The following is a 26,312-nucleotide window of genomic DNA, read 5'->3' on the forward strand; positions in this document are numbered from 1 at the left end:
GCTGATTTATCAGATCTTCAGCCTCAGATATTTATGTCACTCTCGCTGAACATGCATTCGCTAGTCCACCAACCAGCCTTCTCCCCACTCAATGGCCAACTGTGCCGGTACATCTCCCAGCGAGATTTGCCGAGCACCGTGCCACTTCGCGGTGCGAGTTATCGCCTGCCAAACATCCTGACAGCGCTGTTTGTTTAACTTGGCCTGAGGTTCGAGGTGGAAACTGATAATCTCAAAAATGCCCTGCTTGCGATGCATTTTTGCATCAATCCGCCCAATCAGTTCACCCCGATGTAATAACGGCAGAGTGAAATAGCCAAATTTGCGCTTTTCTTTCGGTGTATAGCATTCCAGACGGTAGTCAAAATTGAACAACTCCAGCGCACGTCGGCGATCCCACACCACAGGGTCAAAAGGAGAGAGCAAGCAAGTTGCGGTGGACTTCAATTTTCCCTGCACAGCAAGTGCCAACTCAGCAGCAAGCGACTGGTGAACATAAAACTCCCCTGACAATCCTTCGATGTCGATGGGCAGGATCTCACCCTGTAGCAATAGCTGCTCCAGCAGTTTTTTAGGGGCAACACGTTTTAACCGGTAATAATCTGCCAGCCATTCGGCCTTGAAAATGCCCAAATATTGGCAACTGCGGCTTAACATTTCTTGTTGTGCCGTCGCACGCGGCAAAGCATCGACAGCATCGTCCCACTCCGGCAGTAGCCGCTCTGTAAGATCGTAGACTCGATGAAAGTTGCGGCGTTCTGCCACCATCAACTTGCCAGCGGTAAACAGGCTCTCAAGATGACGTTTTTCTGGTTTCCAATCCCACCAGCCGTTAGCGCCCTTCTTTTCGGCATTAAAATCCGCTGAACGCACCGGGCCCTGTACCTCGATATGTTGCAAGAGTGCATCAATAGCTGGTTGATGCTTCTGCGCCCACTGTTGTGAATATTTCCACCCCATTCCTTGTGGATCCAACATGCGATGGCGTAGCAAGGCAAAATCTTCTATGGGGATAAAACAGGCTTCATGCGCCCAATATTCAAACAACTTACGCGCTGCTAAAGCCTGCTCCAGCCATTCCGGCTGATAGTCACCCAAACGACTAAATAGCACCAGATAAGGGCTACGCGCTACCACGCTGATAGTATCTATTTGCAGCAACCCCATACGTTGGATAGCAGTGACCACATCATTGGGGCGAGCTTTACGTTTGATCGGGGTCAATAGCCCTTGAGCAGCAAGGTGCAGGGAACGAGCAGAAGAAAGCGAAATAACCGGGGTTGGCATCCTGAAATCCAAGGTTATGGAACAATGGCAGGATAATAGAGGATATCGAAGAATTTTTCTTCGCCAGTGCAAGGGGTGGCAACACCGGCACTGGCGAGGAAGAGTTAGGTCAGAATGCGATAACGTCTGCCGCAGACAGCCCATGAGAGCTACGATAGATCGAGAACTCAACGTCCTGACCTTCGTTTAACGACTTTATTTTGGTATTGGCGATAGCACGGCGGCTAACATAAATTTCGTCACTACCATCAACCGGTGAAATAAAACCATAGCCTTCAGCCTGATCAAACCATTTCACACGGCCCATTTTTAACACAGTATTTTTATTTTTAAACATAATTTAACTCCTATCACTTGAGCATCCCTAACAACATCTTTTTATTTATTGTTGGATGCTACCAGCCCATCCTAAAGTTTCTCGTAACAAACCTCTCGTGAGCAAAAAATAAAAAACCCGCACTAAGGCGGGCTTGTTGAGCTTAATATCTTCCGCAATAAATCAGCATATTCGCGTCATTATGGTTGTATTAAGCTCTCTCTTCTACGCTATTCCCTGTTAACTTACAGAGCAACAACGTTAGCGGCAGCCGGCCCGCGCGGGCTGTCCTGAATAGTGTATTCAACACGCTGGCCTTCAGCCAGGGTCTTGAAACCTTCGGTCATGATAGCAGAGAAATGTACAAATACATCTTTACCACCATCTTGCTGTTCAATGAAACCAAAACCTTTACTTTCGTTGAACCACTTAACCTGACCCATCTTCTTAGACATTACTTTACCTTAAAATATATTTACAAAACCTGCCATGTGGCGATTTGGCCGCTTTCAGAATCATTACTTATGGGAGGTACTTAGAAGGTTCGTCTTTGAAGCGGAATCAGATGATAACGTTTTGTGAGGAACTGCTTAACTCTAAACTCAAACATAAATAGGTCTGTATCACAGGCCGGAATGTATTAACTCATAAACCCATCATTAATACAAGACTTTTGTCACAGTTTTTCATTGCAACTTGCAGTCAGATGCATTAACCCTATGATTTGAAAAATTAATTTTAATTAACGGCTATCGACTCTCACTAACCATTTTCCGTATATGGCAGTATAGACAAATGAGAGCTGACGCATAAAACACTAATATCATTAGCTAATCGATAACAAATCACAAGTAACCTGACTAAACTAAAGTCAAAAACACGGTGAGTGACCATTATGTTGGCCCCCTATCAGTTGAGCGTGACTTCAATTGTGAGATGCCACCCAGATTGCAGTTAACTTCCCGAGTCGCATTTTTTCAGATTTTATTCAGTTAAGGAATTAGACGCATGACCGCCCAGTACTTCGTCTCACCGAATGAAATACGTGCCAAATTTTCTCAGGCGATGTCAGCTATGTATCAAAAGGAGGTACCGCTGTATGGTCGGCTGATCGAACTGGTGGCAGAGACTAACCGGCAAGTATTGCGTGAAGACGCAGCATTGGCTCATCGGCTACAAATTACCGGGGAGATTAACCGATTGGCGATGGAACGCCATGGCGCCATAAGAGTCGGTAGTGCGGAAGAGTTAACAACTTTACGGCGGCTATTCGGCGTTATGGGTATGTCGGCAGTTGGCTACTACGATCTTGCCACGGCTGGCGTCCCCGTGCACTCAACGGCATTCAGGGCGGTACACGAAACTGACTTGCAAGTCAGTCCTTTTCGCGTGTTTACCTCGTTATTGCGACTCGAATTGATTGAGAATGAAACGATACGTGATCTGGCGCAACGGCTGTTATCTCGCCGTAACATTTTCACTGAACGTGTTCTGGAACTGATCACATTGCACGAAGCTCAGGGAGGATTGGATGCAACCCAGGCGCAGGAATTTGTCATACAGGCGCTCGAAACCTTCCGCTGGCATAGTTTGGCAACGGTGAGTGCCAGCGAGTACCAGCAATTGCATGATCAACACCGATTGGTTGCAGACGTTGTAGCGTTTAAAGGGCCGCATATCAATCACTTGACACCAAGAACATTGGATATTGATCGCGTGCAATCGGCCATGCCTGGGCAGGGAATTCCCCCTAAAGCGATTATTGAAGGCCCACCAACACGCAACTGTCCTATTCTGCTACGCCAAACCAGTTTCAAGGCGTTAGAAGAAGATGTGGCATTTATTGAGCCGGACGGCTATCAAGTTGCCGGGCATCATAGCGCCCGTTTTGGCGAGATCGAACAGCGAGGGGTAGCACTAACGCCCAAAGGGCGGGCGCTCTATGATCGTTTGCTACAAGCTACCAATGATGAATTGCAAACACCGGCAACTGAAAGCAATGCTGCACGATACTATCAGCTGCTGAGTGAGAATTTTCGCACTTTTCCGGATGATTATGCCACGATGCGTGAGCAGCAACTGGCTTGGTTCCGCTATTTCCCCACCGAATGTGGCTTAGCAGCTAAAGACACTCTCGATCAGCACTGCACGCTGGATCAACTTATTGCACTGGATTACATTCGTTTTCAGCCATTGGTCTATGAGGATTTCCTGCCCGTCAGCGCAGCAGGGATTTTCCAATCCAATCTGGGAGATATTCGTCACACGCAATACGAAAAAACGTCGAGTCGTGCCGCGTTTGAACAGGCATTAGGGGCAACAGTGATCGATGAGCTAGAACTGTATCAGCAAACGCAGCAACGCTCACTGCAAGCTTGCGCTCAAGCTTTAGGGCTGCGCGCACTGAACACGCTGATTACTTGATCAGTTTCTCGATCTCAAGCAATAACTGCTCGGCCTGCTCGGCTGGAAGAACCGCATCGACCGGTAAATACCACCAGTCAGGCTGAGCAAACAGGCGACATTTCACCGCATCTTTCTCGGTCATCAATAGGGTTTGCCCTTGCTTTACCAATGCAGCCAATTGCGAGGAGTTATATACCTGATGATCGGCAAAAGAAACCTCACGCTCGGCCTCAACACCCAACTTCTCCAGTGTTGCAAAAAAGCGTGGTGGATGACCGATCCCGGCCATTGCCACAACCTGGGGCAATTCGGTAACTGGGCGACGTTCACCACTCACTAAATTAACAGCATCCTGCGCTTGCAGTTTCATAGCAATCTCACCAACTTGGGCAACACCACCATTCGCCACACAAGCATCTACAGTCTTCAGCCGTGCCGCCCGCTCACGCATTGGCCCAGCAGGTAACCACCAACCGTTGCCAAAACGACGTACTCCATCGATCACCACTAACTCAAAATCACGCTGTAAAGCGTAATGCTGGAGGCCATCATCCGTAATGACCACATCAAGTTCACCCTGCTTGAGTAATGCCTGAACCGCCTCAGCCCGCTTTGGCGCAATCGCCACTTGCGCACCGGTACGCTGATAGATCAACACGGGTTCATCGCCAGCTTGCTGCGTTGTCGTCTGCCTATCCAGCACTAACGGATATACCGCTGACTTACCGCCATAGCCTCTGGAAACCACACCCACACGATAACCACGCTGCTGTAGTTGCTCCACCAACCAAATCACCATCGGCGTTTTACCGTTCCCTCCTGCGGTCAGGTTCCCAACGACAACCACAGGAACCGGGGCACGCCAACTTTTACGCAAGCCACAGCGATAGCTAAAACTAATCAGCCCACTTACCAGGCCGTACAGCCAGGAAAGTGGCAGCAGCAGTAGATAAAGAGGTGAGCTACCAGACCAGATGCGCTCTATCATCACTGACCAAACTGCATTCGATGAAGCTGCGCATAGACACCTTTATGCTCAAGAAGCTCGGCATGCTGGCCACGCTCAACAATACGCCCATCTTCAATCACCAGGATCTCATCAGCTTTTTCAATAGTCGACAGACGATGCGCAATCACCAAAGAGGTGCGGTTTTTCTGCAGTTCGTCCAATGCAGACTGAATGGCCCGCTCCGACTCGGTATCCAAGGCAGAAGTTGCTTCATCCAGGATCAGAATTGGGCAGTCGCGTAATAAAGCGCGGGCGATAGCAATGCGCTGGCGTTGCCCACCAGAAAGCATGACGCCATTTTCGCCAATCATGGTATCGAGGCCATTCTCCATCTTGTCAATAAAGTCCATGGCATAAGCCATACGTGCCGCTTTCTCAATTTCCTCGCGGCTGTATTGCTGCTCGCGCGCATAAGCTATGTTGTTGGCAATGGTGTCATTGAACAGGTGAACGTTCTGTGAAACCAGGGCAACCTGATCGCGTAACGAGGAAAGCCTGTATTCCCGCAGGTCGTGACCGTCCAGCAGGATCTCCCCTTCCTGTACGTCGTAAAAACGTGTTAGCAGGCTGGCGATGGTCGATTTACCTGAACCCGATCGGCCAACCAGCGCTACCGTTTTACCTTCAGAAATATTCAGATTGACGCCACGCAATGCCGGACTTTCACGGCCGGGATAAAAGAAAGTGACGTTACGGAATTCGATCTCCCCTTTCGCACGATCCATCTGACGTGTACCCGTGTCTTTTTCCTGTTCCATATCGAGGATCGAAAACAGTGTCTGGCACGCTGCCATACCACGTTGGAACTGGGCATTAACGTTGGTCAATGACTTCAATGGACGCATCAGGGCAATCATTGATGAGAACACAACGGTGATGGTACCTGCAGTCAGTGTCTCCATTACGCTGGGGAAACTCGCCGCAAACAGCACAAATGCTAATGCCAACGAAGCAATCAACTGAATAACAGGGTCGGAAATGGAAGAGGCAGAAACCAGCTTCATCCCCTGCTGACGCATGCGGTTACTAACTGCATTGAAACGCTCTGTTTCTACTTCCTGGCCACCAAAGATCAGCACTTCTTTATGCCCTTTCAGCATTTGCTCAGCACTGGTGGTCACCTGCCCCATGGTGTTCTGCATGTTTTTACTGATATTGCGGAACCGCTTGGATACCGTGCGGATTGCAAAGGACACTATCGGTGCCAATACAATCAGAATCAACGAAAGTTGCCAACTGTAGTAAAACATCAGTATGAACAGGCCAATGATCGAGGCCCCCTCACGTACCACGGTCACCAAGGCACTGGAAGAGGAGGAGGCAACCTGCTCCGAATCATAGGTAATACGTGAAAGCAGAGTCCCTGTCGATTGTTGGTCAAAAAAGGCCACAGGCATTCTCATCATGTGACCGAACAGACGGCGGCGCATCTGCATGACAACCATGCCAGACACCCAGGAAATGCAATAGCTGGAAACGAAACTGGTGACACCGCGCATCAGCATCAGGCCAATCACGACCAAAGGCATCCAAAGTAAAACGCTGCTGTCGGTCTTACCAAACCCATCATCCAAGAGAGGTTTGAGCAAGGACAGCATTAGCGTATCCCCTGCGGCGTTTAAAATTAACGCAATAGCGGCCACGATCAGACCAGTTTTAAAAGGAGTGATCATCGGCCAGAGGCGACGGAACGTCTGCCAGGTGGAGAGATCTTTATCATTCATCATGCAAATACCAGCATCGGAAGAAATAGCGGCCCATTCTACTCATTATCGCCCTCTACGCCAAACCGCTGATGATACCAGCGTGGATTTAATTGCTCACGATAGCCTTTAACCTGCCAATTATTGTCGAAAAAAAGCACACTAAGTTGCCCAGAGTGAGCAGTATCTCGCCAGATAATATGGTTCTCTGCGTATCGCTTAATGATTTTCCCTGCTGGTAACCGCCAGACGTTATAGCGGGAAGCAGAAGCAACCGCCAACTCAGGCGCTACCGCTCGCAAGAAAGGTGGAGATGATGATGTCTTGCTTCCATGGTGAGGCACCTGGAGGATAGTACTGGGCAATGCGTGGCGTTGGCGCAGTAACGCCTGTTCAGCGCGGCGTTCAATATCGCCGGTCAGTAATATACTGAATTTTCCATCATCAATACGAACAACGCAGGAGTCATCATTGTCGGCATGATCTTTGAGTTCCGGCGGCCACAAGACCTTAAAGTTTAACCCACGCCACACCCAGTGTTGCCCTTGCTGGCAAGGTTGATGACGGGCGTTAATCAGCGGCGTGCGTACGGTTGCCTGCGGGAAAGCCGTTTCCAGTAGTTCCAACCCACCAATATGATCGAGGTGACTATGGCTGATAAGAATGCCCTCTAGTGAAATTTGGCGCCAGTGCAAGAATGGCAAAATCATCCGTTCTGCCGCACTCGACGTTTGCCATCGGTTGCCCGTATCGAAAATAACGGCTTTACCTTGGCGTTCAATCACCACAGCCAAGCCGTGCCCTACATCGAGTATATCTACCCGCCAGAGATACTCCTGCTGCCGGTCTCGCCATAACAGACAACAAATCAACACTACGGCACAGCCAGCAGGAAAACTTCGCCACCAGTGAAAACGCCAACATACGACCATCAGCCAACCAAGTACGCTAAATTGCAATAACATTGAGCCCATTTGTAGCCACCCTTTTTCTAACCAAGGTAGCGGCCATAAAGCCCAATCGACGGTGAGATCGGCCAATTGCCAACACCAACGGCTCAGCGTAGGAATAAAAAACAGCATTAATGCCAATAAAATCATGGGGACGGACAGCAGAGAAATAATCGGCACGGCCCATAGATTGGCAGGTAGCGATGTCCAGGTCACTCCGTGGAATAAACCAAACTGCAGCGGCATTAGCAGTAGCGTCATTCCCAACTGAATATGTAACCAACCTAGCGGGGCCCATCCCCAGAAGGAAGTAAAACGCGCAGGTAATGGCGCCCATTCAAACCAAAAAACCAATGCAGCGACGGCCAAGGCTGAAAGCCAAAAACTGTCTGAAAGCACAGACATGGGATCACATAACAAAAGCAGGGTGATACACCAGAGCCAGATTTGCCAGGGAGAACAGGAGACCCCTCTAAAACGTAGCGCAAACCATAGTGACAAAGCGACAACCGCCCGCATCGCTGGCGGTTGACCACCCGCTAACCACACATAACACAGAGCCATTAGCCAACTGACAAGCAGCGGTAACCGATAGCTGATATATCGTGCAGGCAATAAATACTGCACGCCACGCGCTATCCACCACGCAAAAGCAGCAGCGAGAGAAATATGCAGACCAGAAATTGCCATCAGGTGAGCGATCCCGGTTTTAATCAGTAACTCACGTTTTTCGCTGTCAAACAGAGTCCGTTCACCAAATGCCAAAGCTAACAGAAACGGCCTTTGCGGCATTTGTATCAGTTGCTTATCCATATGGTGGATAATTTTCTGCCGCAATGCACACTCCTCATTCAGCACATCAGCAGTACGTATAAAACCGCGCAGGGGCTGCCGATTAGCAATCGCCCAGCGCTGTCCGTCAAATCCCCCTTCGTTCAGGCTGGCGTGTACCGGGCGGAAACGAACGTTCATTAACCAACGTTGGCCTGCGCACAATGTTTCGCTCTGCCAGTTTGCGGTGAAAGTGAGCGCAGGAACCAACCAGTGACCATTAACCTGCTCTATGCGAAACAGCGTCGACGGCATTTCTCCCTCAGCCAGCCGGATGCTTTGAACAGATACGACGACATTTTTGTCGCCACCGCTTACCAGCATGGTAAGTTGTTGCAAAAGCACACTTGCACTGCCGACCGCAAAGATAAAACCCAGTAGTAACCAACCTAGAAACTGGCACCAGCCGCGCTGTCTTTGTCGCCAAAGCAGCAAGATGACGATCACGACTCCGACTAATAGCGATACAGAGGGTAATTGGGGCAGAAAAAGTGTTGGCAACATTCCCATTACTAAAGCAATAGCTACAAAATCGACTGAGATCCTGATTACCGTTCCCCTTAGCTACATATATTTACCTGAGCAAGAGGTTAAATTTCTGGGAAATAACCACCAGTAGCAGATTCATAGGCAGGAAAGTGATACGCAATAAATCGGTTTTCTGTTTTGCATTTACAACGCAGGTTGCGAGGCTGTAAGCAGATTTTGGCGGGGTGAGGAATTCGGAAAGCTAAAAAAAACGGTGCCCAAAGGCACCGTTTTATATTCTTTACAAGCAACAACTCTATGAGTGGTCAGCGACTAGCCATAGATATTGGCACGGTCACGCAACTCTTTACCCGGTTTGAAGTGAGGAACATACTTGCCGTCCAGCTCAACTTTATCACCCGTTTTAGGGTTACGGCCGACGCGCGGAGCACGGTAGTGAAGAGAAAAACTGCCGAATCCGCGGATCTCGATGCGTTCACCCTCGGCTAGCGTAGCTGCCATGTGTTCGAGCATCTCTTTCACTGCATCCTCAACGGCCTTCGCCGGAATATGAGATTGCTGGCCAGCAAGTCTTTCAATAAGTTCAGACTTGGTCATATTACCTCCAAGCTTTGCAGCTAAACTACCGTATCGGGGCGGTCAGAAACCGCCCCCCGTCATTACTCGCCTTTAGCCGCTTTGAAAGCTTCAGCCATAGCGCTAGAGAAATTGCTTTCTTCCTGTTTGCTGTTGTTAACAGTAGCGATTGCGTCTTTCTCGTCAGCTTCGTCCTTAGCACGTACAGACAGGCTTACAACACGGTTCTTACGATCAACGCCAGTGAATTTAGCTTCAACTTCATCACCAACATTCAGAACCAGAGTTGCGTCTTCAATGCGGTCGCGAGAGGCTTCAGATGCACGCAGGTAACCTTCTACACCGCCTGCTAATTCAACTGTAGCACCTTTGGCGTCTACTGCTGTGACTTTACCAGTAACAATAGTACCTTTCTTGTTCATGGACAGGTAGTTATTGAACGGATCTTCAGCCAGTTGCTTCACGCCCAGAGAGATACGCTCGCGCTCTGCGTCAACCTGCAGAACAACCGCTGCGATTTCGTCGCCTTTTTTGTATTCACGTACTGCTTCTTCGCCTGCAACGTTCCAGGAGATGTCAGACAGGTGAACCAGGCCGTCGATGCCGCCATCCAGGCCGATGAAGATACCGAAGTCAGTGATAGACTTGATTTTACCTTCAACACGGTCGCCCTTGTTGTGGGTTTCCGCGAACTGCTGCCATGGGTTGTTTTTGCACTGCTTCAGGCCCAGGGAGATACGGCGACGCTCTTCGTCGATGTCCAGAACCATAACTTCCACTACATCGCCCACGTTAACAACTTTGGACGGATGGATGTTTTTGTTGGTCCAATCCATTTCAGAAACGTGTACCAGACCTTCTACGCCTTCTTCGATTTCAACGAAGCAACCGTAATCAGTCAGGTTGGTAACACGACCAGTCAGTCGGGTGCCTTCTGGGTAACGCTTAGCGATAGCAACCCATGGATCTTCGCCCAGTTGCTTCAGGCCCAGAGATACACGAGTACGTTCGCGGTCGAACTTCAGCACTTTAACAGTGATTTCATCACCAACGTTGACGATTTCGCTTGGATGTTTAACACGTTTCCAAGCCATGTCAGTGATGTGCAGCAGGCCGTCAACACCGCCCAGATCAACGAATGCACCGTAGTCAGTGAGGTTCTTGACGATACCTTTGACTTCCATGCCTTCCTGCAGGTTTTCCAGCAGTTGATCGCGCTCTGCGCTGTTCTCGGATTCGATTACTGCACGACGAGAAACTACAACGTTGTTGCGCTTCTGGTCCAGCTTGATGACTTTAAACTCAAGCTCTTTGCCTTCCAGGTGCAGAGTGTCGCGAACCGGACGCACGTCAACCAGGGAACCTGGCAGGAACGCACGAATACCGTTCAGCTCTACAGTGAAGCCACCCTTAACTTTGCCGTTGATAATACCGACGACAGTTTCAGCTTCTTCGTAAGCTTTTTCCAGCGTGATCCAAGCTTCGTGACGCTTAGCTTTTTCACGGGACAGCAGAGTTTCACCGAAGCCATCTTCAACAGCGTCCAGCGCAACGTCAACTTCGTCACCAACCTCGATTTCCAGCTCGCCCTGTGCGTTTTTGAATTGCTCAGCCGGGATGGCAGATTCAGATTTCAGACCGGCATCAACCAGTACGACATCTTTATCGATAGCAACAACTACGCCACGAACGATGGAACCCGGACGGGTTTCGATTGTTTTCAGGGATTCTTCAAAGAGTTGAGCGAAAGATTCAGTCATGTTGTTAATCTTCAGGGTTCTTTAGTTTAACGTCCATTTAGCATCCCGCCGAATGGGGTTGTTATACATCCCCTGCCATTGGCTCCATGCCGACAAGGGGTTATGTCCGTTGTTTTTCAAACTACAGTGTAGATACTCGCATTCGCTGACCTGGGTAAGCGCCTGTGTATACACGCCTATAACTTGAAATTCATAGGGTACATAGATTAGGAGGGTAAAATTTTACCCGATATATTACGATTCTGCTATGCAATACAATGACAAAAAGAAATTACGCCACCGCGCTTATTGCTGCGGCAACGCGAGAACTTCATGTGCATATGCCAACGCCCTCTGGATCACTTCTTCGATCGACATGCTGGTTGAGTCAAGCACAAGAGCATCAGAAGCCGGAACTAGAGGTGCTATAGCCCGATTACGGTCACGGTTATCCCGTTCCTTTATCTCGGCTAAAAGACGTTCAAAGTTAACATCAAAGCCCTTTTCCTGCAACTGTAGCATGCGACGATGCGCCCGTTCTTCCGAACTGGCATCAAGGAAAATTTTAACCGGTGCATCCGGAAACACTACTGTTCCCATATCGCGGCCATCTGCAATCAACCCAGGCAATTCACGAAAAGCACGTTGTCGGCGCAACAACGCCTCACGAACCCTGGGCAATGCGGCAGCAAGCGAAGCGGTATTGCCGACGGTTTCAGTGCGGATCTCATTACTGACGTCCTCACCTTCCAAAATCACCTGCAGCTTGCCGTCATGCGCAACAAAGCGGACGTCGAGGTGTGCGGCCAAGGGGACAAGCGCCTCTTCAGAGGCGATATCCACTTGATGATGCAATGCTGCAAGAGCTAGCACACGATAAATCGCACCAGAGTCCAGCAAACGCCAACCAAGGGACTCAGCTAGCGCTTTGCAAAGCGTGCCTTTACCCGCACCACTTGGTCCATCAACGGTTATTACCGGGGCTGTAGCCGTCATTTATCACTCCTTCAGGTAGAAAACCTAGCAGGTATACACCTACTCTCTGCCCCAGTCGGAGCCGATTCGGTGGTGCATTATACGCGCCTGAAAGATTTACTGTTACCCCAGAACTGTCTAGTTGTTGAAAATAAGGCCATTGATGCCTGGAAAATATAGGGGAATGGGAGGAAGTGCCAAAAGGCTGAACATTTTTCAATGAATCGTGCCCCTGAAAAGTACGTGATGCAGGAAATAGCAGACTCATTTATAACCAACCGAAATTAGCGATTACGTTCAACTAATGAAGACTACATCTTGACATTTTGTAGGGATAATTTTTTGCATTCATTCACTTAACTAACTCAACACCCCCATACAAAGACTAACTAATTGAAATTTAAAAAATAATAAAAATTCATTTATCTACCTCTACAATTAAGATAAGCAAGCACTGCCAGCATATCTGCAGCGTAAAATATTCAGGACTACACTATTTAAAACCTCTTCAGTCTATATTCAATAAAGTGTCTTTAAAGTTGCGTTTCAGTAATTGATTTTATGTTCAACAACCTGTTGTACCTCTGTAAACCGTTTAATACGGAACATGAACTACTGTGCCATAAACTAGAATGGGGCAATAAACATGAAGAAACGTCGCCTTTCAAAATCAAAGCCCTTCAAAAAAATATTCAGAAAATCAAACTTATCCGTCTCATTAGCCTGGGCCAATATTGTCACACAGGCACTGTTCCCGCTGGGTGTCGCCTTCACCCCAGCTGTTATGGCAGAAACGTCAACCAAAAAGCGCGCGTCGACGCGAGAAGAGCAGGCAACGGCAACGGCCGCCACCCGACTGGCAAATGTCCTTTCCAGCAACGATGCGACGCAGTCGGCCGAATCCCTTGCCCGTGGTGTTGCAACCAGCAAGGGCAATGAAGCCGTCGAACAATGGCTAAACCAGTTCGGCAGTGCCAGGGTCCAATTGGACCTTGACGATGACATGACGCTCAAAGGCAGCGAGGTGGATGCCCTTTTTTCCATCGAGGACACGCCGAGCGCCCTGACCTTCAGCCAATTGGGGGTCCACTCAAGCAATACTGATGGCGACCTCACGCTAAACCTGGGTTTTGGGAAACGCCATTTTCTTGCGGACCAGATGTTAGGCTACAACCTGTTTCTTGATCGCGATATTCAGGGGCATCACTCACGGGGTGGGCTGGGTGCCGAATACATGCGCGACAACCTGCGGCTCTCAACCAATACCTACCTGGCTCTGGACGGGTGGAAAGACTCGGAAAACCTGGCCGGATACAATGAAAAAGTCGCCAGCGGTTTTGATGTGCGTGCTGAGGGCTATCTGCCTTCGCTGCCGCAATTGGGCGGTAAGGTAAACTATGAGCAATATTTCGGCGATAAAGTGGGGCTGTTCGGCAAAGACAAGCTCCAGTCCAATCCGCGTGCCATTACCTTTGGCGTTAATTACACACCGATCCCCTTGATTACCTTCGGCGTTGACCATAAGCAAGGGACTGAAGGCCTGCAGGATACCCACTTCAATCTCGCGTTTAACTATGCCTTTGGGACGTCGCTGTCAAAACAGACACAGGCCTCGAGCGTGGCGGCCAAACGCAGCCTGGAAGGCAGCCGCTATGAGCTGGTCAATCGCAATAATGAAATCATCCTGCAGTATGAGGAACAGGCACAACTCAGCGTCTCCCTGCCGCCAACGCTACAGGGAAATACCGGGCAAACGCTCGCCTTAGAGGTTAAAACCACCAGTAAAAACGGGGTGGCACGCTACGCGTGGGATGACAGCCTGTTGACCGCCGCTGGCGGCAAGATTATCGGCAGTGGCGCTAACTGGCAGGTCACGCTGCCCGCGTATGTGCCCGGGGGTAACAACGGCTACCCGCTCAGTCTGGTGGTCTACGATAACGCCGGTAATCAATCCCAGGCGGCACAGACGCAGATCATGGTGACCGGATACGGTGTTGAGGGTCTGCAGGCCACCCTCAGGTCGAGCCAGGACACGCTGCTGGCAGACAGCCAATCGAGCAGCACCATCGAACTGGCCTTGACCGATGCGGCTCAGCAACCCCTTTCCGGCATCGCACAATACGTCCAATTGATGAGCGAGTTTCAACCGCAGCCACCGGCTAACGCGCGTATCGGCAAGAAGAGCAAGCTGAGTGAACCCGAGAGCGCGGCAAGCAAGCCGAGTGCGCAAATGCATACGATAAGCAGCGTTACCGAATCGCCACAAAAACCCGGGACCTACCTCGCCACACTGACGGCCGGTAACCAGGAAGGTGTCGTTAACATTACGGCGATGATGGAAGGCACGCCCCTGGCCAACACCAATGCCAAAGTGACCCTGCTCCCTGCCTCATCGACCGCCACCATCGGCGACAATGCCCTCACCGTGGGTAACAGCGGCAGCACCGTGGCCGACGGCACCACCGCCAATAGCGTTTCCCTGCCGGTCGTCGATGCCAACGGTAATCCCTTGCCGGACTATGGGGTCACCTTTACCGTCACTGACACCGCAGGCAATACCACCACCGTCAGCGTCAAGACGGATAAGGACGGCATGGCTACCCTGCCAGTCACCAGTGACAAGGCAGGTAAGATTATAGTATCTGCAGAAGTTGGCGGTAAAAATGCCAGCGTCAGTCTCGACTTCGTTGCCGACAGCAACACCGCGACCATCGCCGGTAAAGGGCTTATTGCCAGCAACATGTCAAAATTGGGGCCCACTGTCGCCGATGGCATTACCCCGAATACGGTTTCGCTACCGGTCACCGATGCCCACGGCAACCCGTTGGCGGATTATGAGGTCAGCTTTACCGTCACCGATACTGCGGGCAATAAAACCTCGGTAAACGTCAAGACCGATGCCAACGGCGTCGCCATCCTGCCTGTGACCAGTGACAGAGCAGGCACCGTCACCGTCGAGGCCAGCGTCGGGGGTAAAAATGCCAGCATCAGTCTCGACTTTGTCGCCGACAGCAGCAACGCCACGATTGCCGATAATGCGCTGACCGCCAGCCACAGCGGCGACACCATCGCCGATGGCACCACCAGTAATACCGTCTCGCTGCCGGTCACCGATGTAAAAGGCAACCCGCTATTGGATTACGCGGTCACCTTTACTGTCACTGACACCGCCGGCAATAAAACTACCGTCACCGCCACCACTAACAAGGACGGCATCGCCACCCTGCCGGTCACCAGTAACAAAGCGGGTACTGTCACCGTTGAGACCAGCATCGGCGGTAAAAATGCCAGCATCAGCCTCGATTTCATTGCCGACAGCCGCACAGCGACGATTATCGATAACACCCTCAACGCCAGCAGCGACGTTACTGTGGCTGATGGCACTACCGCCAACACTATCTCGCTACCGGTCATCGATGCCAACGGCAACCCGCTGCCGGATTACGAGGTCACCTTTACCATCACCGATACCGCCGGCAATAAAACCACCGTCACCACCAAAACTGACAAGGACGGTATTGCCACCCTGCCGGTCACCAGTGACAAGGCTGGCACAGTTAATGTTGCGGTGGACGTTGGCGGTAAAACTAATACGCGGGATCTTAATTTCGTGGCCGACAGCCGTACCGCGACGATTGCCGGTAACGCCCTTGTTGCTGGCAGTGGCCTGACCGTCGCCGATGGCACTACTGCCAGTATCGTCTCGCTGCCGGTTACCGATGCCAACGGCAACCCACTGCCGGACTATGCGGTCACCTTTACCGTCACCGACACGGCCGGTAATAAAACCACCGTCACCGCCACCACCGATAAAGACGGCATCGCCACCCTGCCGGTCACCAGTGACAAGGCAGGCTCGGTGAACGTCTCGGCAAACGTTGGCGGCAAGAGTGCCACTCTGGATCTGGGCTTTGTCGCCGACAGCCGCACCGCGACCATTGCCGATAACGCCCTCACGGCTAACAGCGGCGTTACCGTCGCCGATGGCACCACCCGTAACACCGTTTCCCTGCCGGTTACCGATGCCAACGGCAACCCGCTGCCGGACTATGCGGTCACCTTTACCGTCACCGATACGGCCGGCAATAAAACCACCGTCACCGCCACCACCGATAAGGACGGTATCGCCACCCTGCCGGTCACCAGTGACAAGGCGGGTACTGTGTTGGTCGGTACCAGCGTCGGCGGTAAAAACATCAGCGTCGGCGTCGACTTTGTGGCCGACAGCCGCACCGCCACGATTGCCGATAATGCCCTGACCGCCAGCAATAGCGGCAATACCGTAGCCAATAATATCGCCAGCAATACCGTCTCGCTGCCGGTCACCGATGCCAACGGCAATCCACTGCCGGATCACGCGGTCACCTTTACCGTCACCGATACGGCCGGGAATAAAACCACCGTTACCGCCACCACCGATAAAAACGGCATTGCCAGCCTGCCGATCACCAGTGATAAAGCCGGCACCGTCACCGTGGAAACCAACGTCGGCGGCAAGGAGGCCAGCGTCAGCCTCGGCTTTGTGGCCGACAGCAGTACTGCGCGGATTGCCGATAATGCGCTGACCGCCAGCAACAGCGGTAACACCGTGGCCGATGGAAGCACCCGCAATACCCTTTACCTGCCGGTCAGCGATGCCAAGGGCAATCCGCTGCCAGGTTATGATGTGACCTTTACTGTCACTGACACGGCCGGCAATAAAACCACTGTCACCGCCAAAACGGATAAAGACGGCATTGCCACTCTGCCGGTCACCAGTGATAAAGCCGGCACCGTCACCGTGGAAACCCGCGTTGGGGGCAAAAATGCCAGCATCAGCCTCGGTTTTGTCGCCGACAGCCACACCGCGACGATTGTCGATAACGCGCTAAAAGCTGACAACGGTGATACAACCGTCGCCGATGGGTCTACCGCCAATACCGTCTCGCTGCCGGTCACAGATGCCCACGGCAATCCGCTGCCAGACTATGAGATCACCTTTACCGTCACCGACACGGACGGTAATCAAACCACCGTCACCGCCATCACCGATAAAAACGGCATCGCCAGCCTGCCGGTCACCAGTGATAAAGCCGGTACCGTCACCGTGGAAACGACCGTCGGCGGCAAAGAGGTCAGCGTCGGCATCGATTTTGTGGCCGACAGCAGCACCGCGACCCTTGCCGATAACGCACTGACCGCCGGTAACAGCGGCGACACGGTGGCTAACGGCACAACCAGCAATACCGTCTCGTTGCCGGTCACCGACGCCAACGGCAATCCGCTGCCGGATTATGAGGTGACCTTTACCGTCACCGATACCACCGGCAATAAAACTACCGTCACCGCCACCACTGATAAAAACGGTATCGCCACCATGCCGGTCACCAGTGATAAAGCCGGCACCGTCACCGTGGAAACCACCGTCGGCGGCAAGGAGGCCAGCGTCAGCCTCGGCTTCGTTGCCGACAGCAGCACCGCCACTATCGCCGATAATGCCCTGACTGCCAACAACGGCGGTGACACCGTGGCCGATGGCACCACGTCCAACACCGTCTCGTTGCCGGTCACCGACGCCAAGGGCAACCCACTGCCGGATTATGCGGTCACCTTTACCGTCACCGACCCGGATGGGGATCAAACCACCGTCACCGCCACCACCGATAAAAACGGTATTGCCACTCTGCCGGTCACCAGTGATAAAGCCGGCACCGTCACCGTGGAAACCAGCGTCGGCGGCAAAGAGGCCAGCGTCAGCCTCGGCTTTGTGGCCGACAGCAGCACCGCCACCCTCGCCGATAATGCCCTGACCGCCAGCAACGGCGGCGACACTCTGGCTAACGGTAATGCCAGCAACACCGTTTCGTTACCGGTCACCGACGCCAAGGGCAACCCGCTGCCGGACTATGAAGTCACCTTTACCGTCACCGATCCCGATGGGGATCAAACCACCGTCACCGCCACCACCGACGAGAACGGTATTGCCACCCTGCCGGTCACCAGCGATAAAGCCGGCACCGTCACCGTGGAAACCAGCGTCGGCGGCAAAGAGGCCAGCGTCAGCCTCGGCTTTGTAGCCGACAGCAGCACCGCGACCCTTGCCGATAATGCCCTGACCGCCAGCAATGGCGGCGACACTCTGGCTAACGGTACCGCCAGCAATACCGTCTCGCTGCCGGTCACCGATGCCAACGGCAATCCGCTGCCGGATTATCCGGTCACCTTTACCGTCACCGATGCCGATGGGGATCAAACCACCGTGACCGCCACCACCGACGAGAACGGTATTGCCACCCTGCCGGTCACCAGCGATAAGGCGGGCACCGTCACCGTGGAGACCAGCGTCGGCGGCAAGGAGGCCAGCATCAGCCTCGGTTTCGTGGCTGACAGCAGCACCGCCACCCTCGCTGACAATGCGCTGACCGCCAGCAACAACGGCGACACCGTGGCCGATGGCACCACGTCCAACACCGTCTCGTTGCCGGTCACCGACGCCAACGGCAACCCGTTGCCAGGCTATGAGGTCACCTTTACCGTTACCGACACCACTGGTCAACAAACCACCACCACGATAAAAACAGATAACGACGGTATCGCCAGTCTGCCAGTGACCAGCAACAAAGCCGGAACCGTCTCTGTTTCTGTGGAGATAGGCAACAAGACCGCTGCCGTATATCTGGGCTTCGTGGCCGACAGCGGCACCGCCACCATTGCCGATAATGCCCTCACCGCCAGCAACGGCGGCGACACTCTGGCTAACGGCACCGCCAGCAACACCGTTTCGTTGCCGGTCACCGATACCCACGGTAATCCACTGCCGGATTATGAGGTCACCTTTACCGTCACCGACACTGCCGGTAATAAAACCACCGTCACCGCCACTACCGACAAGGACGGACTCGCCACCCTGCCGATCACCAGTGACAAGGCAGGGGCCGTCATCGTGGAAACCAGCGTCGGCGGCAAGGAGGCCAGCATCAGCCTCGGCTTTGTGGCCGACGGCAGCACTGCCACCCTCGCTGATAATGCGCTGACCGCCAGCAACAGCGGCAACACCGTGGCCGATGGCACCACGTCCAACACCGTCTCGTTGCCGGTCACCGACGCCAACGGCAACCCGCTGCCGGGTTATGACGTCACCTTTAGCGTCATCGATGCCGCTGGCGATAAAACCACGTTCACAGCAAAAACCGACAAGGATGGCATTGCTACCCTGCCGATCACCAGTGATAAGGCGGGCACCGTCACCGTGGAAACCAGCGTTGGCGGTAAAGATGCCAGCGTCAGCCTCGACTTTGTGGCCGACAGCAGCACCGCGACCATCGCCGACAATGCCCTGAAAGCGACTAACCCCGCCGGTACGGTGGCTAATGGCACCGATACCAACACCGTCTCGTTGCCGGTCACCGATGCCAACGGCAACCCGCTGCCGGATTATGACGTCACCTTTACCGTCACCGATGCCGGTGGGAATAAAACCACCGTCACAGCAAAAACCGACAAGGATGGCATTGCTACCCTGCCGATCACCAGTGATAAGGCCGGCACCGTTAACGTCACGGTAGAAATCGGAGGCAAAACCAATACGTTGGATCTGGGCTTTATCGCCGATAGCAGTACCGCGACCATTGCGGATAATGCCCTGACCGCAACCAACGGCGGCGACACCCTGGCTAATGGCACAACCAGCAACACCGTTTCGTTGCCGGTCACCGATGCCAACGGCAACCCGCTGCCGGATTATGAAGTCACCTTTACCGTCACCGATGCCGGAGGGAATCAAACCACCGTCACCGCCACCACCGACGAGAACGGTATTGCTACCCTGCCGGTCACCAGCGATAAGGCGGGCACCGTCACCGTGGAAACCAGCGTTGGCGGCAAAGATGCCAGCGTCAGCCTCGACTTTGTGGCCGACAGCAGCACCGCGACCATCGCCGACAATGCCCTGAAAGCGACTAACCCCGCCGGTACGGTGGCTAATGGCACCGATACCAACACCGTCTCGTTGCCGGTCACCGATGCCAACGGCAACCCGCTGCCGGACTATGAAGTCACCTTTACCGTCACCGATGCCGGTGGGAATCAAACCACCGTCACCGCCACCACCGATGAGAACGGTATTGCCACCCTGCCGGTCACCAGCGATAAGGCAGGCACCGTTAACGTTGCGGTGGAGGTTGGAGGCAAAACCAATACCTTGGATCTGGGCTTCATCGCCGACAGCAGCACCGCGACCATCGCCGATAATGCCCTGACCGCCGGCAACGGCGGCGACACCCTGGCTAACGGTAATGCCAGCAACACCGTCTCCCTGCCGGTCACCGATGCCAAGGGCAATCCGCTGCCGGACTATGAAGTCACCTTTACCGTCACCGACCCGGATGGAAATCAAACCACCGTCACCGCCACCACCGATGAGAACGGTATTGCCACCCTGCCGGTCACCAGCGATAAGGCCGGCACCGTCACCGTGGAAACGACCGTCGGTGGCAAGGAGGCCAGCATTAGCCTCGACTTCGTGGCCGACAACAGCACTGCCACCATCGCCGATAATGCCCTCACCGCCGGAAACGGCGGCGACACCCTGGCCAACGGTACCGCCAGCAATACCGTCTCGTTACCGGTCACCGATGATAACGGCAACCCATTGCCGGATTATGAAATCACCTTTACCGTCACCGATCCGGACGGTCATCAAACCACCGTGACAGCCACCACCGACGAGAACGGTATTGCTACTCTGCCGATCACCAGCGATAAGGCGGGCACCGTCACCGTGGAAACCAGCGTTGGCGGTAAAGATGCCAGCGTCAGCCTCGACTTTGTGGCCGACAGCAGCACCGCGACCATCGCCGACAATGCCCTGAAAGCGACTAACCCCGCCGGTACGGTGGCTAATGGCACCGATACCAACACCGTCTCGTTGCCGGTCACCGATGCCAACGGCAACCCACTGCCGGATTATGAAGTCACCTTTACCGTCACCGATGCCGGTGGGAATCAAACCACCGTCACCGCCACCACTGACGAGAACGGTATTGCTACCCTGCCGGTCACCAGCGATAAGGCCGGCACCGTTAACGTCACGGTAGAAATCGGAGGCAAAACCAATACGTTGGATCTGGGCTTTATCGCCGATAGCAGTACCGCGACCATTGCGGATAATGCCCTGACCGCCAGCAACGGCGGCAACACCCTGGCTAACGGCACCGCCAGCAATACCGTCTCGTTGCCGGTCACCGATGCCAAAGGCAACCCACTGCCGGATTATGAGGTGACCTTTACCGTCACCGATGCCGGAGGGAATCAAACCACCGTTACCGCCACCACTGATGAAAACGGTATCGCTACCCTGCCGATCACCAGCGATAAGGCCGGTACCGTCACCGTGGAAACCAGCGTCGGCGGCAAGGATGTCAGCGTCGGTATCGACTTTGTGGCCGACAGCAGCACCGCCACCATTGCGGATAATGCCCTGACCGCCAGCAACGGCGGCGATACCCTGGCTAATGGCACAACCAGCAACACCGTCTCGTTGCCGGTTACCGATGCCAAAGGCAACCCGCTGCCGGATTATGAAGTCACCTTTACCGTCACCGATGCCGGAGGGAATCAAACCACCGTTACCGCCACCACCGATGAGAACGGTATCGCCACCCTGCCGATCACCAGCGACAAAGCCGGCACCGTCACCGTGGAAACCAGCGTCGGCGGCAAAGATGTCAGCGTCGGGATCGACTTTGTGGCCGACAGCAGCACCGCGACCATCGCCGATAATGCCCTCACCGCCAGCAACGGCGGCGACACGGTGGCTAACGGTAATGCCAGCAACACCGTCTCCCTGCCGGTCACCGACGCCAAGGGCAACCCGCTGCCAGACTATGAAGTCACCTTTACCGTCACCGATGCCGGTGGGAATCAAACCACCGTCACCGCCACCACCGACGAGAACGGTATCGCTACCCTGCCGGTCACCAGCGATAAGGCGGGTACCGTCACCGTGGAAACCAGCATCGGCGGCAAAGATGTCAGCGTCGGGATCGACTTTGTGGCCGACAGCAGCACCGCGACCATTGCCGATAACGCGCTCAGCGCAACCAACGGCGGCGACACCGTGGCTAACGGCACCGCCAGCAACACCGTCTCGTTGCCGGTCACCGATGCCAACGGCAACCCGCTGCCGGACTATGAAGTCACCTTTACCGTCACCGATGCCGGTGGGAATCAAACCACCGTTACCGCCACCACCGACGAGAACGGTATTGCTACCCTGCCGGTCACCAGCGATAAGGCCGGGACCGTTAACGTCACGGTAGAAGTCGGAGGAAAAACCAATACGTTGGATCTGGGCTTCATCGCCGACAGCAGCACCGCCACCATTGCGGATAATGCCCTCACCGCCGGCAACGGCGGCGATACCCTGGCTAATGGCACAACCAGCAACACCGTCTCGTTGCCGGTTACCGATGCCAAAGGCAACCCGCTGCCGGATTATGAAGTCACCTTTACCGTTACCGATGCCGGAGGGAATCAAACTACCGTCACCGCCACCACTGACGAGAACGGTATCGCCACCCTGCCGATCACCAGCGACAAAGCGGGTACCGTCACCGTGGAAACCAGCGTTGGCGGCAAAGATGTCAGCGTCGGGATCGACTTTGTGGCCGACAGCAGCACCGCGACCATCGCCGATAATGCCCTCACCGCATCCAACGGCGGCGACACGGTGGCTAACGGTAATGCCAGCAACACCGTCTCCCTGCCGGTCACCGATGCCAAGGGCAATCCGTTGCCGGACTATGAAGTCACCTTTACCGTCACCGATGCCGGTGGGAATCAAACCACCGTTACCGCCACCACTGACGAGAACGGTATCGCCACCCTGCCGATCACCAGCGATAAGGCCGGCACCGTCACGGTTGAGACCAGCGTCGGCGGCAAAGATGTCAGCGTCGGGATCGACTTTGTGGCCGACAACAGCACCGCCACCATCGCCGATAATGCCCTCACCGCATCCAACGGCGGTGACACCCTAGCCAACGGTACCGCCAGCAACACCGTTTCGCTGCCGCTCACCGACGCCAAGGGCAACCCGCTGCCGGACTATAAGGTCACCTTTACCGTCACCGATGCCGGAGGGAATCAAACCACCGTGACCGCCACCACCGATGAGAACGGTATCGCCACTCTGCAGATCACCAGCGATAAGGCCGGCACCGTTAACGTCACGGTAGAAGTCGGAGGCAAAACCAATACGTTGGATCTGGGCTTCATCGCAGACAGCAGCACCGCGACCATTGCTGATAACACCCTGACCGCCAGCAACGGCGGCGACACCGTGGCTAACGGCACCGCCAGCAACACCGTCTCGTTGCCGGTCACCGACGCCAAGGGCAACCCGTTGCCGGATTATGAAGTCACCTTTACCGTTACCGATGCCGGTGGGAATCAAACCACCGTCACCGCCACCACCGACGAGAACGGTATCGCTACCCTGCCGATCACCAGCGATAAGGCTGGGACCGTCACCGTGGAAACCAGCGTCGGCGGTAAAAATGTCAGCGTCGGGATCGACTTTGTGGCCGACAGCAGCACTGCCACCATCGCCGATAATGCCCTCACCGCCGGCAACGGCGGGGACACCGTGGCTAACGGCACCGCCAGCAACACCGTCTCGTTGCCGGTCACCGATGCCAAAGGCAACCCACTGCCGGACTATGAGGTGACCTTTACCGTCACCGATGCCGGTGGGAATCAAACCACCGTGACCGCCACCACCGATGAGAACGGTATCGCTACCCTGCCGATCACCAGCGATAAGGCCGGCACCGTTAACGTCACGGTAGAAATCGGAGGCAAAACCAATACGTTGGATCTGGGCTTTATCGCCGATAGCAGTACCGCGACCATTGCGGATAATGCCCTCACCGCCGGCAACGGCGGGGACACCGTGGCTAACGGCACCGCCAGCAACACCGTCTCGTTGCCGGTCACCGACGCCAACGGCAATCCGCTGCCGGATTATGAAGTCACCTTTACCGTCACCGATGCCGGAGGGAATCAAACCACCGTCACCGCCACCACCGACGAGTACGGTATTGCCACACTGCCAGTCACCAGCGACAAGGCCGGAACCGTGAACGTCGCTGTCGACGTCGGGGGCAAAACCCAGACCTTGAACCTGGGCTTTGTGGCCGACAGCAGCACCGCGACTATTACTGATAACGCACTGAAAGCGACTAACAGTGGTGATACCGTGGCTAATGGCAGCACCAGCAATACCGTGTCGCTCCCAGTGACCGATGCCAAGGGCAACCCGCTGGAAGGATATGACGTTAGCTTTACCATCACAGCACCGGATGGCTCAACCACAACCCAAACGGTGAAAACCGATAAAGATGGCATCGCCACCCTGCCAGTCACCAATACTCAGTCTGGTTCCGTTAAGGTCTCAACCACCGTCAACGACAAAACCAGTAGCGTAACGATGTCCTTTATCGCCGACAAAACCACCGCCACCATCACCAATGGTGCAATGTCCGCCAGCAACGCTGGTGATACCGTGGCAAATGGCAGCACCAGTAATAACGCAACGCTATTGGTCACGGATATCAACAAAAATCTGTTACCTAACTACAACGTCACCTTTACGGTGACCGACCCAGGTGGCATCAAAACCACCTTCACCGCCACTACCGATAAAAACGGTATCGCCACTCTGCCAATCACCAGTACCAAGGCAGGTAGCGTTAATGTCTCAGCTAAGGTGGGTAGTAACACCAGTCAGGTGACAATGAACTTTATTGCCGATATCAGCACGGCAATGGTGAATTCAACCAATGGGCTGGTACTCAGTACCGTCGGGCAGGCTATTAACACCAGCGCTGACGGAAGTACGCCAACAGCCCTTTCCACCCATAGTCTGCTGGTAACAGTTACGGACAAGAATGGCAATGTGATTAAAGATCAGGCAGGGAAAGTGAATGTCACCTTTAGTACTAGCGGCAGCGCGAAATTTGTCGGCACCAATGTCGTGTCAATCGACAACAATGGGCAAGCCGTAATTGGCTTAGTAAATGCAGTCCAGGAAACGGTTACTCTTAATGCCAAAGTCAATACCTCTACTTCCAACACTGTCTCCGCAAACTTCCAGACGGTGATGACCGGTATTACCTTAAGCAATGCAGACATTTCTTTGACGAAATACTTCAGTACTAATATTACCGCCGCAGCGGTTTACTCAAACGGCACTACTGCCGACATTACCAAAACGGGTGCCTGGAGCAGCAGTAATTCGCAAATCAGTATTAATAGCTCAGGCAATATTTCCTCTAAACAGGAGGGGGCAACCAGTAATATCACCATGACCTACGGAGGGATGACCGCCACGGCAAAAGCCACGGTAGTGGTCGCGAAGACCAGTGCGGTGATTGGCACACAGACCGCATTCCAATCTGTGGTCAGTGCAGAGCAGTACCCTAGCTTGAAATTTAATAGTGGCGTAGTAATCGATTCCGTCTTATCAACTTCGGGAACAAGATTGGCAGGGGGAACAGGAGGTGGCCCTGAAGCTGCAGTGATGAACCTAGGCAGTATTACTCAGGTGACTGGATACAGTGGTTACAGTTCCCTTAGTGGAACCGTGTTGTTACAGGGAATGAAATGGCAAGAGGGAGCTACGGCGAAAACGGTAGCACACCTTACAGGAACAGCAACAACAGTAGCGGTAACCGATAAAATCTATGGCGTACTGATCTATGGCTCAGGCGCTGTAGGCTCTGGTTATATTTCAGGGATCCAGTTTATCTATAACTAAAGTGCTGCTATCTGGATTGACCAGGCTCATGGAGGAGCCGCCTAACCAGACTGAATGCTTTAGGGGCACAAGGCCCGAATGATATTGCGCCACAATAATTCAGGAGCATCTGTTCAATGACAGCTTTATCATTTCTTTTTAACACAATGAATAACATGATAATTTTGATAAAAAACAAAAAGTTAGAACATTTAAAAACATAGGCACTTATAGGATAACGCGTAAAGTGAAAC

The 26,312-nt window shown here is 53.5% G+C and carries 11 protein-coding genes; 2 read left to right on the forward strand and 9 right to left on the reverse strand.

Translation table 11 applies throughout. The features are described from left to right. Nucleotides 1-60 precede the first annotated feature (60 nt). From SAQUA_RS14895 to SAQUA_RS14905, 3 genes are all read right to left on the reverse strand, one after another. Nucleotides 61-1,287 (reverse strand): winged helix-turn-helix domain-containing protein, encoded by a 1,227-nt coding sequence (locus SAQUA_RS14895; protein ID WP_380676949.1) that lies wholly within the window; start codon nucleotides 1,285-1,287, stop codon nucleotides 61-63. 109 nt (nucleotides 1,288-1,396) lie between these two features. Further along, entirely contained in the window at nucleotides 1,397-1,624 is a 228-nt protein-coding gene (locus SAQUA_RS14900; RefSeq protein ID WP_317695858.1) for a cold-shock protein, read from the reverse strand. Nucleotides 1,625-1,848: 224 nt separating this feature from the next. Further along, complete coding sequence (locus SAQUA_RS14905; RefSeq protein ID WP_317695855.1) at nucleotides 1,849-2,058, reverse strand: cold shock domain-containing protein; 210 nt, start codon at nucleotides 2,056-2,058, stop codon at nucleotides 1,849-1,851. Nucleotides 2,059-2,611: 553 nt separating this feature from the next. Between SAQUA_RS14905 and SAQUA_RS14910 the strand changes: the two genes are divergently transcribed. After that, the gene (locus SAQUA_RS14910; protein ID WP_380676946.1) at nucleotides 2,612-4,027 is read left to right on the forward strand and encodes a VOC family protein; all 1,416 of its coding nucleotides are present in this window, start codon (nucleotides 2,612-2,614) and stop codon (nucleotides 4,025-4,027) included. Here the strand turns inward: SAQUA_RS14910 and lpxK are convergent. The 6 genes from lpxK to cmk form a co-directional block, all read right to left on the reverse strand. After that, nucleotides 4,020-4,997 (reverse strand): tetraacyldisaccharide 4'-kinase, encoded by a 978-nt coding sequence (gene lpxK, locus SAQUA_RS14915; protein ID WP_380677193.1) that lies wholly within the window; start codon nucleotides 4,995-4,997, stop codon nucleotides 4,020-4,022. The two genes, SAQUA_RS14910 and lpxK, sit on opposite strands and share 8 nt — an antisense overlap. Beyond that, the gene (gene msbA, locus SAQUA_RS14920) at nucleotides 4,997-6,745 is read right to left on the reverse strand and encodes a lipid A ABC transporter ATP-binding protein/permease MsbA (RefSeq protein ID WP_380676944.1); all 1,749 of its coding nucleotides are present in this window, start codon (nucleotides 6,743-6,745) and stop codon (nucleotides 4,997-4,999) included. The genes lpxK and msbA overlap by 1 nt, the downstream gene beginning before the upstream one ends. A 35-nt stretch (nucleotides 6,746-6,780) precedes the next feature. Next, nucleotides 6,781-9,006 carry a ComEC family protein gene (locus tag SAQUA_RS14925; protein WP_404413032.1) on the reverse strand — a complete coding sequence of 742 codons (2,226 nt, stop codon included), beginning with the start codon at nucleotides 9,004-9,006 and terminating at the stop codon, nucleotides 6,781-6,783. Between the two features lie 297 nt (nucleotides 9,007-9,303). Then, nucleotides 9,304-9,588 (reverse strand): integration host factor subunit beta, encoded by a 285-nt coding sequence (ihfB, locus tag SAQUA_RS14930; protein WP_004928264.1) that lies wholly within the window; start codon nucleotides 9,586-9,588, stop codon nucleotides 9,304-9,306. Nucleotides 9,589-9,650: 62 nt separating this feature from the next. Beyond that, nucleotides 9,651-11,327 carry a 30S ribosomal protein S1 gene (gene rpsA, locus SAQUA_RS14935; RefSeq protein WP_380676941.1) on the reverse strand — a complete coding sequence of 559 codons (1,677 nt, stop codon included), beginning with the start codon at nucleotides 11,325-11,327 and terminating at the stop codon, nucleotides 9,651-9,653. Between the two features lie 285 nt (nucleotides 11,328-11,612). Next, on the reverse strand, nucleotides 11,613-12,302 hold the full coding sequence (gene cmk, locus SAQUA_RS14940; RefSeq protein WP_380676939.1) for a (d)CMP kinase: 690 nt from the start codon (nucleotides 12,300-12,302) through the stop codon (nucleotides 11,613-11,615). A gap of 625 nt (nucleotides 12,303-12,927) precedes the next feature. Between cmk and SAQUA_RS14945 the strand changes: the two genes are divergently transcribed. Beyond that, entirely contained in the window at nucleotides 12,928-26,079 is a 13,152-nt protein-coding gene (locus SAQUA_RS14945; protein ID WP_404413033.1) for an Ig-like domain-containing protein, read from the forward strand. The last annotated feature ends 233 nt before the right edge of the window (nucleotides 26,080-26,312 follow it).

This window comes from Serratia aquatilis (assembly GCF_044865145.1).
Classification (GTDB): domain Bacteria; phylum Pseudomonadota; class Gammaproteobacteria; order Enterobacterales; family Enterobacteriaceae; genus Chania; species Chania aquatilis.